The following is a 15,959-nucleotide window of genomic DNA, read 5'->3' on the forward strand; positions in this document are numbered from 1 at the left end:
AATAAGTTTACTTTTAAGACACGCTTATTGATTAGAGGCTTTTTTCATTGATGAGACATATTCCTTTAGAGCTTCTGCTGCATCTTCACCATGTTCCTCAATGATTTTTACAATAGCACTGCCCACAATAACCCCATCGGCAATTTTGCCTATTTCACTAGCCTGTTCAGGAGTATTGATTCCAAAACCCACAGCCAGAGGCAAATCGGTTACATCGCGAATATCCTCTAAAATTGATTTCAAATCTGTTTTTATCTCTGAACGCATTCCGGTTACTCCCAGTGAGGATACGACATAAATAAAACCTGAAGCATCGGCCGCTATCTTTTGAATTCTTTCTTTGGAAGTAGGTGCAATCAGTGATATGACATCAACATCATTTTTACGGGCAATGTCTGCAATTTCCCCTTTTTCCTCATAAGGCAGGTCCGGAGAAATTATTCCATCAACTCCCAACTCATTACACTTTTTAAAGAATTTTTCATAACCATAAAAGAAAACCGGATTAATGTAAGTCAAAAATACCAGAGGAATATCTGTTTTTTCACGAATTGCCTTAACTATGGAGAACACATCATCTGTTGTAGTGTTATGTTTCAGTGCCCTTACATTGGCATCCTGAATAACTACACCTTCAGCCATAGGATCTGAAAATGGAATGCCTATCTCTATTAAATCACATCCTGCTTCCTCCATTGCCAAAACAAACTCGACGGTTTTTTCGATTGTCGGATCTCCGGCAGTTAAAAATCCAATGAAGGCCTTTCCATTTTTGAATGCATTTGCTATCTTACTCACCTAAATCAACTCCCCTATATTCTGCAATTGATCTTACATCCTTATCTCCCCTTCCGGAAAGACAAATCATAATTATATCATCCTCATCCATTGTCGGAGCAATTTTAATGGCATGGGCTACTGCATGCGCACTTTCAATAGCCGGAATAATTCCTTCCATTCTTGATAAATATTCAAATGCATCGACCGCTTCCTCATCGGTGACTGGAACATATTCAGCCCTTCCGATATCTCTCAGGTATGCATGCTCCGGACCGACACCAGGATAGTCAAGACCTGCTGAAACTGAGTAAACCGGTGCAATCTGACCGTAATCTCCCTGATTGAATATTGATTTCATTCCATGAAATATTCCGATTTTACCTTTGGTAAGTGCGGCGGCATTATATGGAGTGTCAACACCTTTTCCACCGGCTTCACATCCAATGAGCTTAACATCCTCATCATCTATGAAATTGTAAAAGGCACCCATCGCATTACTTCCGCCACCAACACAGGCAATTACTGCTGTTGGAAGTCTGCCTTCCTTGTCCAGAAATTGCTGGCGAGCTTCAGCACTTATTACTGCCTGAAAATCACGAACAATCATTGGAAACGGATGCGGTCCCATTGTGGAACCGATTACATAATTAGTATCTCCAACTCGAGCAATCCAGTCTCTGAATGCATCGTTAACCGCATCTTTTAGAGTTTTGGTTCCTGATTTTACATGATGAACTTTGGCTCCAAGCAATTCCATTCTGTAAACATTTAAAGCCTGTCTTTTGGTATCGACCTCGCCCATGAACACTTCACATTCCATGTCCAGCAGCGCAGCGGCAGTTGCAGTTGCAACACCATGTTGGCCCGCACCTGTTTCTGCAATCACTCTTGTCTTGCCCATTTTTTTAGCAAGCAAAACCTGTCCCAAAACATTGTTGATTTTATGGGCTCCGGTGTGATTTAAATCTTCACGTTTAAGATAAATTTTTGCACCGCCAAGGTCTTCTGTCATTCTTTTAGCATAATACAATAAAGATGGCCTTCCGGCATATTCTTTAAGTAGAGTATTCAATTCCTCTACAAAGTCGGGGTCGTTCATGTAATGATTATACTGCTCTTCCAGATACAGCAGCTCATTCATCAATGTTTCGGATATGTATTGACCACCGTATTCTCCATATCGTCCTTTACTCAATTTATGACCTCCATAATTTCTCTAATCTTAGTTTCATCTTTAACTCCATCAGTTTCAAGTCCTGAACTTAAATCAATAGCATAAGGATCAAATTCATCGATAGCTTCGCGAATGTTTGAAATGTTAATTCCTCCGGCCAGGAAAAAATCCTTGTTAATATCACCCTTAATCAAACTCCAATCAAAGGTTTTGCCGCTGCCCTTTCCACTGTCAAACAGCAGATAATCTGCCTCGGAATTATCATATTTTTGAAAATCAGAATTATGTGAAATTTCAATTGCATTAATGATTTTCAATTCACTATTTGATTTTTCTTTTAGACTATTAATATAATCTTCACTTTCATCGCCATGAAGTTGAGCAATTTCTATAATCCCATCATCAAACAACTTCAATATCTCATCCTGGGATGCATCTACAAAAACACCTACAGAAACAATGTCGTCAGATAATTTTACTTTCATTTGAGATGCAAGTTCATGTGTGACCTTTCTTTTGGAATCTGCAAATACAAAACCGACATAATCAGGTTTGTATCTGTTTACTATTTCAATATCCTTCAAACTCCTAAGTCCACACATCTTAATTTTAACCATTCTTCAACTCCGAAATCATAGTCTTTTTATCATCACTTTTCATTAAAGTTTCACCTATTAAAACAGCATCAACATTATTTTCTTTTAATCTCCTTACATCTTCCGGTGTTTTAATGCCACTTTCTGAAATAAATATAATATCTTCACCAACACATCTACGTAGACTTATGCTGTTTTCAATGTCTACACTGAAATCTGTCAGATCCCTATTATTTACACCAACTATTTCAGCGCCAACATTCAGGGCAGTCCGAATTTCATTTCCATCATGGGTTTCTACAATAGCGGAAAGGCCCAAATCATGTGCCAAATCCAAAAATTTCTTTAACTCGACAATGGACAAAATAGATACAATCAACAGAACTGCAGAGGCTCCAAGCAATTTTGCCTCCCAAATCATATACTCATCGATGATAAAATCCTTTCTTAAAATAGGGAGCGAAACATTTTGTGAAATTTCCTTCAGATATTCGTTGGACCCCTTAAAAAAGTATGGTTCGGTTAAAACTGATATTGCAGATGCCCCCGCATCCTCATAGTCCTTTGCAATGAACACGTAATCAAAATCTTCAGCAATCAAACCTTTTGAAGGGGATGCCCTTTTTACTTCAGCAATTATTGCAATATCCTCACCTGACAATGCTTTTTTGAAAGGAAAATCATCAGTGATTTTTAATTTTTCAACTTCTTTTTTAAGTTCTTCCAAAGGTTTATCCTTTTTAGCCTCTTCTAATCTCTCTTTAGTTTTTTCTACTATTTTATCCAACATTTTAATCAGCTGTTTGTAAATTCTATAAAACTTTCAAGTTGCTTTAATGCCTTTCCGGAGTCAATTATTTCCTCTGCCAGCCTAACGCCTTCAAGCAGGGATTCAACCTTGCCTGCAACATATAGGCCTGCAGCCGAATTCAGCAAAACCGCATTTCTTTTAGGACCTTTTTCTCCGTTCAGGATGTCCAAAGTAATTTGAGCATTTTCTTTTGGATTTCCTCCAACCAAATCATCTTTGGATGCCTTTTCCATACCAAAGTATTCCGGAGTAATCTCATAAGACATTATTTCCCCATCCTTGAGTTCACAGACTGCAGTTTTATCACTTGCAGATATTTCATCCATGCCATCCAAACCGTAAACTGTGAATGCGGATTTTACGCCCAAGTTTTTTAATACTTTTGTCAGAGGTTCTACAAGTTCCTTATCATATACTCCCAAAACTTCCATGCTGGCTCCTGCAGGACTGGTAAGAGGTCCCAAAATATTGAAGATTGTTCTGATTGAAAGTTCCTTTCGAACTCCCGCAACATATTTCATTGCCAAATGATAGTTTTGAGCGAACAGGAAACACAGATTAATTTCCTTTAGGCACTTTAAACTTTTTTCAGGGTCAATGTGAATATTAACCCCCAGTTCTTCCAAAACATCTGCTGCACCACACTTGCTTGATGCTGATCTGTTTCCATGCTTTGCAACAGGAACTCCGGCAGCGGAAATGACAATTGAAGATGTTGTGGATATATTGAAAGTGTTTGAACCGTCACCACCTGTCCCGACAATTTCAAGGACATCCTCATCATTCAATAACCTTACACAATGAGCCCTCATAGCTTCAGCAGAAGCGGTGATTTCATCAATTGTTTCCCCTTTCATTGACATTGCAGTCAAATAAGCACTCATCTGAACTTCACTTGCTTCACCACTCATGATTTCATCCATGGTCTGGTATGCTTCATCATAAGTTAAATCTTCATGTTGATATACTTTTAAAATAGCTTCCTTAATCATAAAATCCCTCTTTCTACTTTTTCAATGAAATTAGTTAATATTGTCAGTCCGTCAGGTGTCAGAATAGATTCCGGATGGAATTGAAGTCCATAAATATTATACTCCTTATGTTTAACCGCCATGATTTCCCCATCATCCCTGGCTTTGGATAAAACTTCCAAACAATCAGGAAGAGTATCCGGATTAAGACTTAAAGAATGATATCTGCCGACACTTATCTCAGAAGGCAGTCCTTTAAACAGATAATCATAGTCAAGAGAAACTTTTGATGCCTTTCCATGCATTAACCTTTTAGCGTGGGAAATTTCCCCACCAAATGCTGCACAAATTGCCTGATGACCCAGACAAACGCCCAATATCGGAATCATGTCATAAAATTCAAAAACAATATCCATGCAAATCCCGGCATTTTCCGGCCTCCCCGGTCCCGGAGATAAAATAATGCAATCAGGATTCAACTGATGAATTTCATCTAAGGTAATCTTGTCGTTTCTCACAACCCTGATGTCGGAGTCGATTTCACCTACCAGCTGAAACAGATTATAGGAAAAACTGTCATAGTTGTCAATTAAAAGAATCATTCTATACCTCCATCAGCAATTTTTAATGCATTTATTACTGCCGCTGCCTTATTAAGACATTCTTCAAATTCGCTTTCAGGAACACTGTCTGCAACAATTCCAGCCCCTGAACGTATGAACACCTTATTATTTCTTGCAAAAGCGATTCTGATTGAAATGCAGGTATCCAGATTGCCGCTTAAATCAATGTATCCTATTGCACCGCCGTAAATCCCTCTTTTATTATCTTCAAGTTCGTTTATTATCTCACATGCCCTTATCTTCGGAGCCCCAGACAAAGTTCCGGCAGGAAGAATGGAATCGATTGCTGAAAGGGAATCCAGATCAGACCTTAAAGTTCCGCTGACTGTTGAGCCTATGTGCATCACATGGGAAAATCTCTCAACGGAGAGATATTTATCAACATGGACCGAACCGATTTCTGCAATGCGTCCGATGTCATTACGACCCAAATCAACCAGCATATTATGCTCTGCCAATTCTTTTTCATCAGCCAGCAATTCTTTTTCAAGATTTAAATCCTCTTCTTCGGTTTTGCCCCTAGGTCGTGTTCCCGCAAGTGGAAATGTATATAAAGTCCTGTCAGTCAGCTTTACCAAGGTTTCGGGAGAAGCACCGGCTATTTCAATGTCATCACTTGAAAAGTAAAACATGTAAGGGGAAGGATTGGTTGTTCTTAAAACCCTGTACGTATCAAACAGGCTTCCGGAAATGTCCGCCTCAATCCTGTTTGAAAGAACAACCTGAAAAATGTCACCGTCTCTAATATAGTTTTTTGCCTTTAAAACCATATCACAATATTTTTCTTTTGAAAATACCGGTTTGAAATCAGATTTTAATTTTAAAGGAACAATTTCAGCTTTTTTACCATTTTTAATAAGGTCGGCTATTTCCTTTAGTTCCTTGCATGCGTTTTCATAATTTTCTTCAACATTATCCAATCTGATATTTGCAATAAGGATAATTTTCTGCTTGAAATTGTCAAAAGCTATAACCTTATCGAATAGCATTATGTCAATGTCCTTAAACTGGTCCTGGTTTTGGGCATCCAGATTCAATGAAGGCTCCACATACTTTATATAATCATATGCAAAATAACCTACAAATCCTCCAGCAAACGGAGGCAGATTATCAAATTTTGGAGCCCTGTTTTTTACAATCAGATCCTTTATAATTTCTCTTGGATCATCTGTTTTTATGACCACTTCATCGTCAGTGAGTTTTTTGAAGTTCTTATCTCCCCTGATACGCACTTCACCATTTTGACATGTGAACTCCAAAATAGGATTAAAACCTAAAAATGAATATCTTCCCCAGTTTTGTGAATCTTCCACACTTTCCAACATATAACAATGCTTACTAATTCTTTTTAGAATTTTTAAAACCTCTATTGGTGTTGCAACATCCGAAAACAGTTCATATGATATCGGAATACATTTATACTCATCATTTTGTGAAATATCTTTTACTTCATCTAAACTTGGGAAAAACATTTTTATCACTCAATATTATATTAAATAATGTACTATTTAAAACCTTGTTGTCATTTTTTGTACATTAAAAAGTCCTTCCAAAAAAATATAATCATAATTTATCCTGCTCTTTGGAAAACTGAATAACGATTTTTTTGATTTCCCTACTTTCCAGATAAGGAAGCTTTTCGGTTATTTCCTTTTCCAGATTAGAGTTCAATTCCAATCTTTTTTTAACGTATTCTTCACCGTCGTACTGTGATTTATACTGTTTATTCAAATTGGAATATTTTGTAATCAGAGGCTGAAGAATAGAACCAATATCCTTATCCAATCTGTCATTGATGATTTTTTGCCTTCTAACTCCCATGAGAAATCCTACAATGGTAACAAAAAAACCTAAAACAGTTATAGTCAATGCAGGGACAAAAATCTGATGATTATCAATAAACATTATTGTCAAAAAAATTCCAACAAATATAAGAAGAATTCCAACTTTTCTTAAATCCATAATAAAACTCCTTAAACAATATCTATAATCTTTAATATTTAATATTATTTAATTCTTTAAATATTAAAAATATTAAAATTATTGCAGAAATTACTGCAAATAAAGATACAGCAGATACAACACCCATATTGGTAAACAAAATCTTGTCAACATCAACAATCCTAATAACTTCGGCTAAAAAATTATTTAAAAAGTGAGCCAATATGGGAACCACTATATTATTGCTTTTAAGGTATAAAATCGCCATGCAAATTCCGAAAACAAATGCGGAAGTGATTGAACCGACACCATGAAGGGATGCGAAAATCAGTGACGAGATTACAACTGCATAAACGGTTGGAACTATCAATCCCAATTTTGAAAGGAATACACCCCTAAATACCAATTCTTCGGAAATAGAAGACAAAACCACAGTTGAAAAAAATGCTCCAAAGAGAGATAAACTACTGAATATTGACATGGAAGAATCATATACTCCCAATAATAAATTCAAATTCGGAAATGTATTAAAAATGATATCAGTCAGATACAGCATTCCATATGAAAAAAATATGTTCAAAACAACAATAAAAACAATTTTTCTAAATAAAATGACGGAAAATACATTTGACACATCTTCCTTAAACCCATCTGAATAATCTTTCAGTTTGTATGCGAAATATAAAATCAGTGCAAGAGATATCCAACCAGTTCCAATTGAAATATTAAAATTATCTAAAACATATACAATTACATATAAAGCAATAATTATTATTAAAAGCTGAACAATATTAATTTTTTTAAGATTATCGTTAAATAAAGACATAACTATCAAAATAAAGAAAGGATATTAAGTTTAGAAAAAATTTCAAAATTAGTTTAGCATATATATTAACATAACCACAGCTAAAAATTTGTCAAAATTCAAACTCTCATTCAATCATCTTCATCAAAAGAAAAAACTTCTTCAATGGAATTTTTCCCCAATACTTTTGTAATTTTATAGGCTAATAGTAAGGAAGGATTATAACGAGCATTCTCTAAAGCATTTATTGTTTGACGAGTTACGCCTACGGATTCAGCCAATTTTTGTTGAGTCATCCCTTTTTCATGGCGGAACTGTCTTATTTTTGTTTCCATATACTCACCTATTGCATAACCAATGTTATGTAGGTGTATTTTAATCTTTAAATAATGCCTATATAAATGTTTTGAATATATTAAAATTTAATATACATAATCAACAAAACATAAAATTATAATTAAATGAAAATTAAGAGTTGATAAAAAATGGCTATACACCCTATCGAATTTAGGTATGGAACTCCTGAAATGAAAAAAATTTGGGAAGAAGAAAATAAACTACAAAAAATGCTAGACGTTGAATCTGCACTAGCACAAGCTGAAGGAAAACTAGGAATAATCCCTCAGGAAGTTGCAGACGAAATTGCGGCAAAAGCTAATACAAATTATGTTAAACTAGAAAGAATGAAAGAAATCGAAGCCGAAACTAATCACGATATCGCAGCTTTATCAAAATCAATTACAGAAGTCTGTGAAAACGGTGCCGGAGAATACGTTCACTTTGGTGCTACATCCAATGATATCGTTGACAGTTCAAATTCACTGCTCATTAAAGATTCAATTGAAGTGCTTAAAGAAAAACTTGAAAGACTGACTAAAATAATGCTCAAGTTAACTGAAGAGAATAAAATGAAAGTGTGCATAGGACGTACACACGGTCAACATGCACTTCCAACCACATATGGTATGAAATTTGGTATTTGGGCAGATGAACTCCATAGACAATACGTAAGGTTAGAAAATGCAGAATCAAATGTATGTATTGGTATGATGGACGGTGCAGTTGGTACCACAGCAGCATTAGGCGAACAGGGATGGGAAATTCACAAAACTGTTGCAGAAATATTAGGACTTCCTGCAGCAACAATAACCAACCAAGTTGTTCAAAGGGACAACCACGTTGAATTCATCAGCGTATTGGCCAACATCGCAAGTACACTTGACAAAATCGGATTAGAAATCAGAAGCCTGCAAAGAACCGAACTTATGGAAGTAGGTGAATTCTTTGATCCTGAAAAACAGGTGGGAAGCAGCACAATGCCGCACAAAATGAATCCTATTACTGCTGAAAGAATCTGTGGTGTTGCAAGAATCATCAAATCATATGTTAATGCAGCCTTAGACAACAATCCTCTATGGCATGAAAGAGATTTGACAAATTCATCATGTGAAAGAATCATGTTCCCGGAAAGCTGTATCTTAACCGATTACATCCTTAACTTAACCATAAAATTAATGAACAATCTAATTTTCTATGATGAAAATATCGAAAGGAATCTGAACCTAACCAACGGTTTGATTATGGCAGAAAGATTAATGGCCGAACTTACCCGTGCAGGAATGGGTAAACAAACCGCTTACGGAATCGTTAGAAAAAATGCAATTAAAGCAAACAAAGAGAAACTCTTGCTTGGAGAATTAATTTTAGAAGATGAAGAGGTTCAAAAATACCTGACAGAAGAAGATGTTGAAAAAATTATGGACCCTCACACTTACGTCGGTTCAATTTCAATAATCATTGATGAATTGCTTGAAAAATCCAAAGACTGGTTTTAGGTGATATAATGGTTAACATTAAAGAATTGAAATCTGTTGAATTATCCTCATTTACAATAATTTCAACCGGAATTGCCGTACTGTTTGCAATAATATCATCTATTTTGCTTACACTCGTTATCGGCATTACAAATGCAAGCGCAATTGGAGTTGGAATTTACCTTATCCCAACAATAGTAGTGGGTACACTAATGTATACCATCTACAATTCCTTTTTTGAAGGGTTTATTTACAATACATTGGCCAAATATCTAAAAACCATAAAATTTGCATTTAACGACAAAGAAATTGTTAAAGTCACAACAACAGAAACAGCTATCATAACATCCATGATTGCCACCATACAAGTGATACTGCTTTATCTGGTTTCTGTTTTTGTACTGCCTTTAATAATCAGTGCTTCAATGCAGACATTGATGTATGCAGGCCAAACTACATTAGCCTATACACTTTATCAACTGTTAGTCCTCATTAGCCAGCCTACAACAATTGCAATGGTCATATTCGGAACATTCATCATTACTTTCGTTTATGTTCTGCTTGCATGCTACATCTACAACTTACTTGCAAATTCAGGAAGAGGAATCCTGGTAAACCTATCTAAAGAAAATAACTTAACCGTTATCGAATCAATTGACATGATGAGATTTGCAATTGTTTTTGGAATTATAACAGGCATTTTAAGTCTGATTTCCGGAATTATTGGAGTCATCAGCGGTGGAACTGCAATGACATTAATCAGCAGCGCCATCGGTGGGTTGGTAAGTGGTTTAGTTGAAGGTGCACTTTTTGCAATATTCTATAACTTCCTAGCACCAAAACTTGGAAAATTAAAATTAGAATTAATTGATTTTTAAATCAATTAATTTTTTAAACTTTTTCTTTTTATTTCAGGAACATATCTCTTAAGCATCAATGATAAAGATATGACTGTTACAGAACTTAATGCCATCGCAAGTCCTGCCAGAGCCGGTTCAAATGTAATGCCAAACGTAGGGTACAATACACCAGCGGAGATAGGAATTAGAATTGTGTTATAAGCAAAAGCCCAGAAGATATTTTCCTTAATTCTTCTCATGACTTTTTTGGAGAACTGCACGGCGGCAACAACGTTTTCCAAATCTCCTTCCATTACAACTATATCTCCACTTTCCATAGCAATATCCGTTCCGTTACCCATAGCAACACCAATATCCGCTTGAGTTAAAGCAGGAGCATCATTTATACCATCTCCAACGAACAAAACCTTTTTGGTGTGGTTTGCTTGAGTCTCTTTTACAATGTCAAGCTTGTTTTCAGGCAAAACTCCTGCACGGACATTATCTATTCCAACATCACGGGCAACATTGAGTGCTGTTGATTCATTGTCTCCTGTAAGCATGTATGTTTCAACACCCATATTATGCAATTCTTCAATTGTTCTTTTAGAATTTTGCTTGATTTTATCAGATAAGCTTAATATACCTTTTACAGTTTTATCCTGTGCCAAAAATATGATTGTTTTGGATAGCTTTTCAAGTTCATGATACTTATCTACCAGCTCATCTGACACTTCAATTTCATTGGCCTGCATTAAGGAAAGGTTTCCTGCATAAACATCACTGCCATTCAATTTGGCTTTAAGACCTTTTCCGGTGATATTTTCAAATTCTGTTGTTGAGTCAAGATCAATTCCCAAATCCTTGGATTTGTTTACAATGGCCTTTGCAATTGGATGATTTGAATTCTGCTCGATGCTTGCTGCAAGTTTGATTAATTCCTTATCAGAGATGCCATAGGATATCACGTCATCGACTTCAGGTTTTCCTTCAGTTATTGTTCCGGTTTTGTCAAATGCGGCCACATCAATCTGACCCGCATTTTCCAAGGTATCTCCGTTTTTAATTAGAATACCGAACTCCGCAGCTCTTCCAACACCTACGGTTACCGCTGTCGGTGTAGCAAGACCTAAAGCACATGGGCATGCTACGACAAGAATTGAAATCAGACATGTCAAGGAGAACAGCAGTGTTTGCCCCAAAACAAAATACCATATTAAAAATACAATTATGGCTATTGATAAAATTACCGGAATAAAGTAGGATACAATTGTATTTGCGAATTTCTGAACGGGAGGCCTTGAAGACTGTGCCTTTTCAACCAATCTGATGATGTTTGAAAGAACTGTTTCCTTTCCGATTTTTTTAGCCTTAATGTATAAAACACCATCCTGATTTATGGTTCCTGCAAAGACCTCTTCACCATCTTTTTTAACCTTTGGAATAGGTTCACCATTAATCATGGATTCATCGACATAGGACTCACCGCCAATTACATCACCGTCTACAGGTATTTTATCCCCAGGTTTAACCAAAAGCAAGTCATCCAATACGATATCTGCAATTGAAACTTCCTTTTGAGAAGTTATCTCACCATTTTCATCCAGTTCAATGGAAGTTGCAACTGTCGGTTGAAGACCTATCAGTTCACGAATGGAATCTGAAGTACGTTTTTTGGCCCTAGCCTCAAGATATCTTCCAATCATCAAAAAAGAAGGAAGCATTACTGCTGAGTCATAAAACATGAAAGTATGGTCCAATACTATGCCGAAGGTTCCGAATATGCTTGAAATGTATGCAACAAGAATACCCATTGAATACATCACATCCATATTAAGGTTTTTATGCATTAAACCGTTTATTCCGGCTTTTAAAATCGGCAGTGAAACATATAAAAACGGTGCTATACTTACAATCAATGACAAAAATCCCATTGATGAGATATGGATTCCTGTAGTTTCATGCAGATTATGGAAATATCCCATTAACGGATCCCATCCGCTGAACATCAAAACCATTAAAACAGCAGAAAAGAACAGTCCTATGATTATTCTGTTACGTTTATCAGCCAAATCCTTTTGATAAATAGCCTCTTCATCTATTTCGGTCTGGCCTTCAACTCCTAAAAGCTCAAAGCCCAATGATTCGATTACCTTTTCGATTTCATCCAATTCCACTTTGGATGAATCATATCTTATTCTTGCAGACTGTGAGGTCAAATCCGCCTTAACATCAAAAATTCCATCCAGCCTGATTAAAAAATTCTCTACATTCATGGTGCAGGAAGCGCAGTGCATTCCCTGAATTCTTAATGTCATCTCATCGGAGTGCAACTGAAAACCCAAGTTTTTAACCAGCCTCTCCATTTCCTCATAAGAAATCTTTTTAGTATTGACAGTGATATGCAACTTGTTTGATGCCAAATCAGCGTCAACTTCCTCTACACCCTCAATTTTTTCAAAGGTTTTATTTACACTGAGTACACATGAAGCACAGTGCATCCCTTCAATTGGCAAATCCATACGTTTATGTTTTACCATCTCATCACAACCATTCGAATTATATAAAACAATATATATTTTTTACTAAATAAATATTTAGGTAAAACTAAATTTAAATGAAAAAATGAATAACATTACATATACTTGACTTTAATGTCCTTGTGAGGAATTGTTCTTTTAAAGCTCTTTTTAGGATACCCTATTATGAAAGCGGAATACATATGTTTATCCTTATCAATCTGCGGGAAAAATTCCATCAGTTTATCATGGTCTATTTCATCGGCCTTTAAAATGAAAAGTGAATAAAATCCACCGAGTCCCAAAGAATATGCAAGAAGTTCCATACGGGTATTTGCTATTACCGCACTTGTCTTGTCAGTGGAAAATGTTAAAATTAACTGTTGGCCTGTCCACAGTAACGGATGATATTTTTTTGTAGTATTATCCCGGATATAGTCCCCGAATTCCTTTATTCTGAAAAACTCATCTTCCTCAACTTTAATTATATCATAAACATGTTTCATAAAGTCGTTGAGTTTACTGTCCAAAACAACAAATTCTGAATCCTGTTCGTTTTGGGCGGAAGGAGAATAATATGCTCCTTCAAATAATCTGTCAAAAGTAAATTTATCAATTTTTTTCTTTTTAAACCAGCGAATTGATCTTCTCTGTTTTAAAAACTGCAGCATGTCATGATAGTCAACCGGTAGTTCACGAGGATTATAATCCACAATCCTGTTTTCACGTCCCTTATATATTTTAAGGGTGACTGCTTTGGCAGGACAAATTGCCATACAATGTCCGCATTCAAAGCAATTGCTTCCGGTTTCATAAGCCACTTCATCTATTTCAATATTGTCCCTAATACAAACTGATTTGCATTGCCCGCATGCAATGCATTTCTCTTTATCAATCATTAATTTCATTTTACTACAACCCCATCTTGAATAACATTTAAAATAGCGTCATTATCGCTTAAGACACTTATATCATCTAATGGGTTTGAATTTACTAGTAGTAAATCTGCAATGTAATTCTGTTTTACTAAACCTAGACTATCATTTCCTAAAAATTCAGCTGCCTTAACGGTTCCGGCAGCTATGGCTTCATCATTACTCATTCCAATGTCTTTAAGATGAACCAGTTCCTCCAAATTATGACCATGAGGAATAACACCGCTGTCGGTTCCCATTAAAATATTAACGCCCTCCTCATATGCAACGGAAATATTTTCCTTGTGAACCTTCACGATTTCTTTAAGTTTGGCGGTTTTTTCATCTGCATAGTTGTCCCATGCAGGAAAACCGGATCTGTACAGGAATTGGTGAACCAATAATGTCGGAACCAGACTGACATCATTTTCAGCCATCCTTTGAGCTGTCTTTCGGTCAATGAAAGTTCCATGCTCAATTGATGAAAATCCCACATCAATACAGTTGTTCATTCCTTTAAGACTGTGGCAATGAGCTGAAACCTTCATGTTACTTGCATTAGCTTCGCAAACTATGGTTTTTAACTCTTTTTTATTGAACTGGGCAAATTCAGGTGAAGTGTTTGTTGTCAAAACACCGCCGCTTGCCATTACCTTAATAAAATCTGCACCTGCCCTTTTAACTTCACGAGTCTTTTTCAAGACCTCTTCAATTCCATCACATCTCCCCTTCGGAAATCCGGGATATATGATTTCCATATCCCAACCGGAAGGAAGCAGCAAATCAAAATGCCCACCTGTCATGACCAGAGGAGTGATTGACAAATGAACTTTAGGAGCTTTAAATAATTTTCTTTCCTGAGCCAATTTAAAACTTAAATCGGCAGAACCGCAATCCCTAATTGTTGTTACACCTGCATTGAGAGTTTGGGCAGAATGTGGCACTGCATTATAAAAATGAATGCCCAGAGGATTTGCCATGTTTTCCTCCTTGTGAAAACCCTTTGCAAAAATGTGGCAATGACAGTCAATAAAACCTGAAAGCAGATAATTATCTCCGCCATCAATTACGTTAACGTTTTCTTTTGTATTGATTTTTGAAGAGGAAATATCCTTGATTAAGTTATCTTCAATCAAAACATTTTGAGAACTTTTAATCTCTTCAAAAGGATTTACGATGTTGACGTTTTCAATCAGAGTTTGCATATTATCACTATAATAATTCTATTGTTCCATTATCCCCATCAACCTCAACCAAGGTTCCGTCAGTCAAATCTTTGGTATCGGCAGGTGAGTCAACCATAGGGATATCAGACATTATGGCTCCTGTAGCTATAATAGGCTCGGCATCAAGACAAATTATGGCCTTTGGAGCAGTATTGTTTTTCATCATCTGGAAAATTACATAAGATCCAACGGTGGAACCTTTTCCTCCAGGAATAAACAATACTTTGTCTTTAATTATTTGGCCTTTCAATTCATGATTCGGATCAATAATTTCACCGTTTTCAGGATTTACTCCTCCCAAAAAGCTTATGGGTTCAGATGAAACTATCAATTCCCCTTTTCCTTTACCTTTAGCAATGCTTCTACAATCAATCATATAATCACTAACTATAACAATTTATCTTCAACGCTTTCTCCACGATTCAATGCATTTGTGGATTGGATAACATCAACCAATGCCCAAATCCATATAACTAAAACCAATATGAATCCTATGAGAAGCAGTATTAAAAATGCAGATACTACATAAGCCAATAAAAATATTGCTCCCTTACGGCTCAATCCCAAATAGAAATGACCAAGCCCGGGAAGTATTACGCTTAAAATAACGGATACCAAAACACTCTTTTCCTGATATGTTTGAACATAGTTTCCTCCAGCAGTTGCATTAACAGCAGTTTTTTGTTCCAAATCATAACCACAATTTGGACAGAACTTGAATTCGCCTTCAAGCTTATATCCGCAATTACGGCAAAATTTAACTTTATCGGAACTTTCTTCTACAGTTGTTGCCTCAACTGGTATAGTATCCTTAACATTTACAGGTACTGTTTCTTCAACCTCAACAGGAACATCTTCTTCCACAACTTCAGGAAGTTGAGCTCCACAATTCTTACAGAATTTTGCATCAGGAACTTCCATTCCACAATCTGGACAAATTACCATT

At 36.1% G+C, this 15,959-nt stretch carries 17 protein-coding genes; 2 read left to right on the top strand and 15 right to left on the bottom strand.

Features of this window, described 5'->3' with window-relative positions; genetic code table 11:
* Positions 1-24: 24 nt before the first annotated feature.
* The 10 genes from trpA to ACKI2P_RS09375 all read right to left on the bottom strand — a co-directional run bounded on the left by trpA (position 25) and on the right by ACKI2P_RS09375 (position 8,036).
* Positions 25-798: a tryptophan synthase subunit alpha gene (gene trpA / locus ACKI2P_RS09330; protein ID WP_407377121.1), complete on the bottom strand. Its 774-nt coding sequence runs from the start codon at positions 796-798 to the stop codon at positions 25-27.
* Complete coding sequence (trpB, locus tag ACKI2P_RS09335; RefSeq protein WP_407377123.1) at positions 791-1,975, bottom strand: tryptophan synthase subunit beta; 1,185 nt, start codon at positions 1,973-1,975, stop codon at positions 791-793. Before trpB ends, trpA begins: the two co-directional genes overlap by 8 nt.
* Positions 1,972-2,571 carry a phosphoribosylanthranilate isomerase gene (locus ACKI2P_RS09340; protein WP_407377125.1) on the bottom strand — a complete coding sequence of 200 codons (600 nt, stop codon included), beginning with the start codon at positions 2,569-2,571 and terminating at the stop codon, positions 1,972-1,974. The genes trpB and ACKI2P_RS09340 overlap by 4 nt, the downstream gene beginning before the upstream one ends.
* On the bottom strand, positions 2,564-3,340 hold the full coding sequence (trpC, locus tag ACKI2P_RS09345) for an indole-3-glycerol phosphate synthase TrpC (RefSeq protein ID WP_407377127.1): 777 nt from the start codon (positions 3,338-3,340) through the stop codon (positions 2,564-2,566). The genes ACKI2P_RS09340 and trpC overlap by 8 nt, the downstream gene beginning before the upstream one ends.
* A 5-nt stretch (positions 3,341-3,345) precedes the next feature.
* Positions 3,346-4,353, bottom strand: a complete 1,008-nt coding sequence (gene trpD, locus ACKI2P_RS09350) for an anthranilate phosphoribosyltransferase (RefSeq protein ID WP_407377129.1) — start codon at positions 4,351-4,353, stop codon at positions 3,346-3,348.
* On the bottom strand, positions 4,350-4,934 hold the full coding sequence (locus tag ACKI2P_RS09355; protein ID WP_407377131.1) for an anthranilate synthase component II: 585 nt from the start codon (positions 4,932-4,934) through the stop codon (positions 4,350-4,352). Before ACKI2P_RS09355 ends, trpD begins: the two co-directional genes overlap by 4 nt.
* Positions 4,931-6,427 (bottom strand): anthranilate synthase component I, encoded by a 1,497-nt coding sequence (gene trpE / locus ACKI2P_RS09360; RefSeq protein ID WP_407377133.1) that lies wholly within the window; start codon positions 6,425-6,427, stop codon positions 4,931-4,933. Before trpE ends, ACKI2P_RS09355 begins: the two co-directional genes overlap by 4 nt.
* A gap of 91 nt (positions 6,428-6,518) precedes the next feature.
* Complete coding sequence (locus ACKI2P_RS09365; protein ID WP_407377134.1) at positions 6,519-6,917, bottom strand: hypothetical protein; 399 nt, start codon at positions 6,915-6,917, stop codon at positions 6,519-6,521.
* 31 nt (positions 6,918-6,948) lie between these two features.
* A complete protein-coding gene (locus ACKI2P_RS09370; RefSeq protein WP_407377136.1) occupies positions 6,949-7,722 on the bottom strand; it encodes a CPBP family intramembrane glutamic endopeptidase in 774 nt (257 codons plus the stop codon).
* Positions 7,723-7,832: 110 nt separating this feature from the next.
* Positions 7,833-8,036, bottom strand: coding sequence for a helix-turn-helix transcriptional regulator (locus ACKI2P_RS09375; RefSeq protein ID WP_407377138.1), 204 nt, complete (start codon positions 8,034-8,036; stop codon positions 7,833-7,835).
* 150 nt (positions 8,037-8,186) lie between these two features.
* Here ACKI2P_RS09375 and purB point away from each other — a divergent pair, with 150 nt between their 5' ends.
* Positions 8,187-9,536 carry an adenylosuccinate lyase gene (purB, locus tag ACKI2P_RS09380; protein ID WP_407377140.1) on the top strand — a complete coding sequence of 450 codons (1,350 nt, stop codon included), beginning with the start codon at positions 8,187-8,189 and terminating at the stop codon, positions 9,534-9,536.
* Between the two features lie 8 nt (positions 9,537-9,544).
* A complete protein-coding gene (locus ACKI2P_RS09385; RefSeq protein WP_407377142.1) occupies positions 9,545-10,393 on the top strand; it encodes a hypothetical protein in 849 nt (282 codons plus the stop codon).
* Between the two features lie 5 nt (positions 10,394-10,398).
* On the opposite strand, the gene ACKI2P_RS09390 is transcribed toward ACKI2P_RS09385, so the two are convergent.
* The 5 genes from ACKI2P_RS09390 to ACKI2P_RS09410 all read right to left on the bottom strand — a co-directional run bounded on the left by ACKI2P_RS09390 (position 10,399) and on the right by ACKI2P_RS09410 (position 15,958).
* Entirely contained in the window at positions 10,399-12,894 is a 2,496-nt protein-coding gene (locus tag ACKI2P_RS09390) for a heavy metal translocating P-type ATPase (RefSeq protein WP_407377144.1), read from the bottom strand.
* A 95-nt stretch (positions 12,895-12,989) separates the two neighbouring features.
* Positions 12,990-13,781, bottom strand: coding sequence for a nitroreductase family protein (locus ACKI2P_RS09395; protein ID WP_407377146.1), 792 nt, complete (start codon positions 13,779-13,781; stop codon positions 12,990-12,992).
* Positions 13,778-14,992, bottom strand: a complete 1,215-nt coding sequence (locus ACKI2P_RS09400) for an amidohydrolase family protein (RefSeq protein ID WP_407377147.1) — start codon at positions 14,990-14,992, stop codon at positions 13,778-13,780. The genes ACKI2P_RS09395 and ACKI2P_RS09400 overlap by 4 nt, the downstream gene beginning before the upstream one ends.
* A gap of 7 nt (positions 14,993-14,999) precedes the next feature.
* A complete protein-coding gene (locus ACKI2P_RS09405; RefSeq protein ID WP_407377148.1) occupies positions 15,000-15,389 on the bottom strand; it encodes a DUF126 domain-containing protein in 390 nt (129 codons plus the stop codon).
* An 11-nt stretch (positions 15,390-15,400) separates the two neighbouring features.
* The gene (locus ACKI2P_RS09410) at positions 15,401-15,958 is read right to left on the bottom strand and encodes a double zinc ribbon domain-containing protein (protein ID WP_407377150.1); all 558 of its coding nucleotides are present in this window, start codon (positions 15,956-15,958) and stop codon (positions 15,401-15,403) included.
* Position 15,959: the final 1 nt, after the last annotated feature.

The organism is Methanobrevibacter sp., assembly GCF_045541095.1.
Classification (GTDB): Archaea; Methanobacteriota; Methanobacteria; order Methanobacteriales; family Methanobacteriaceae; genus Methanocatella.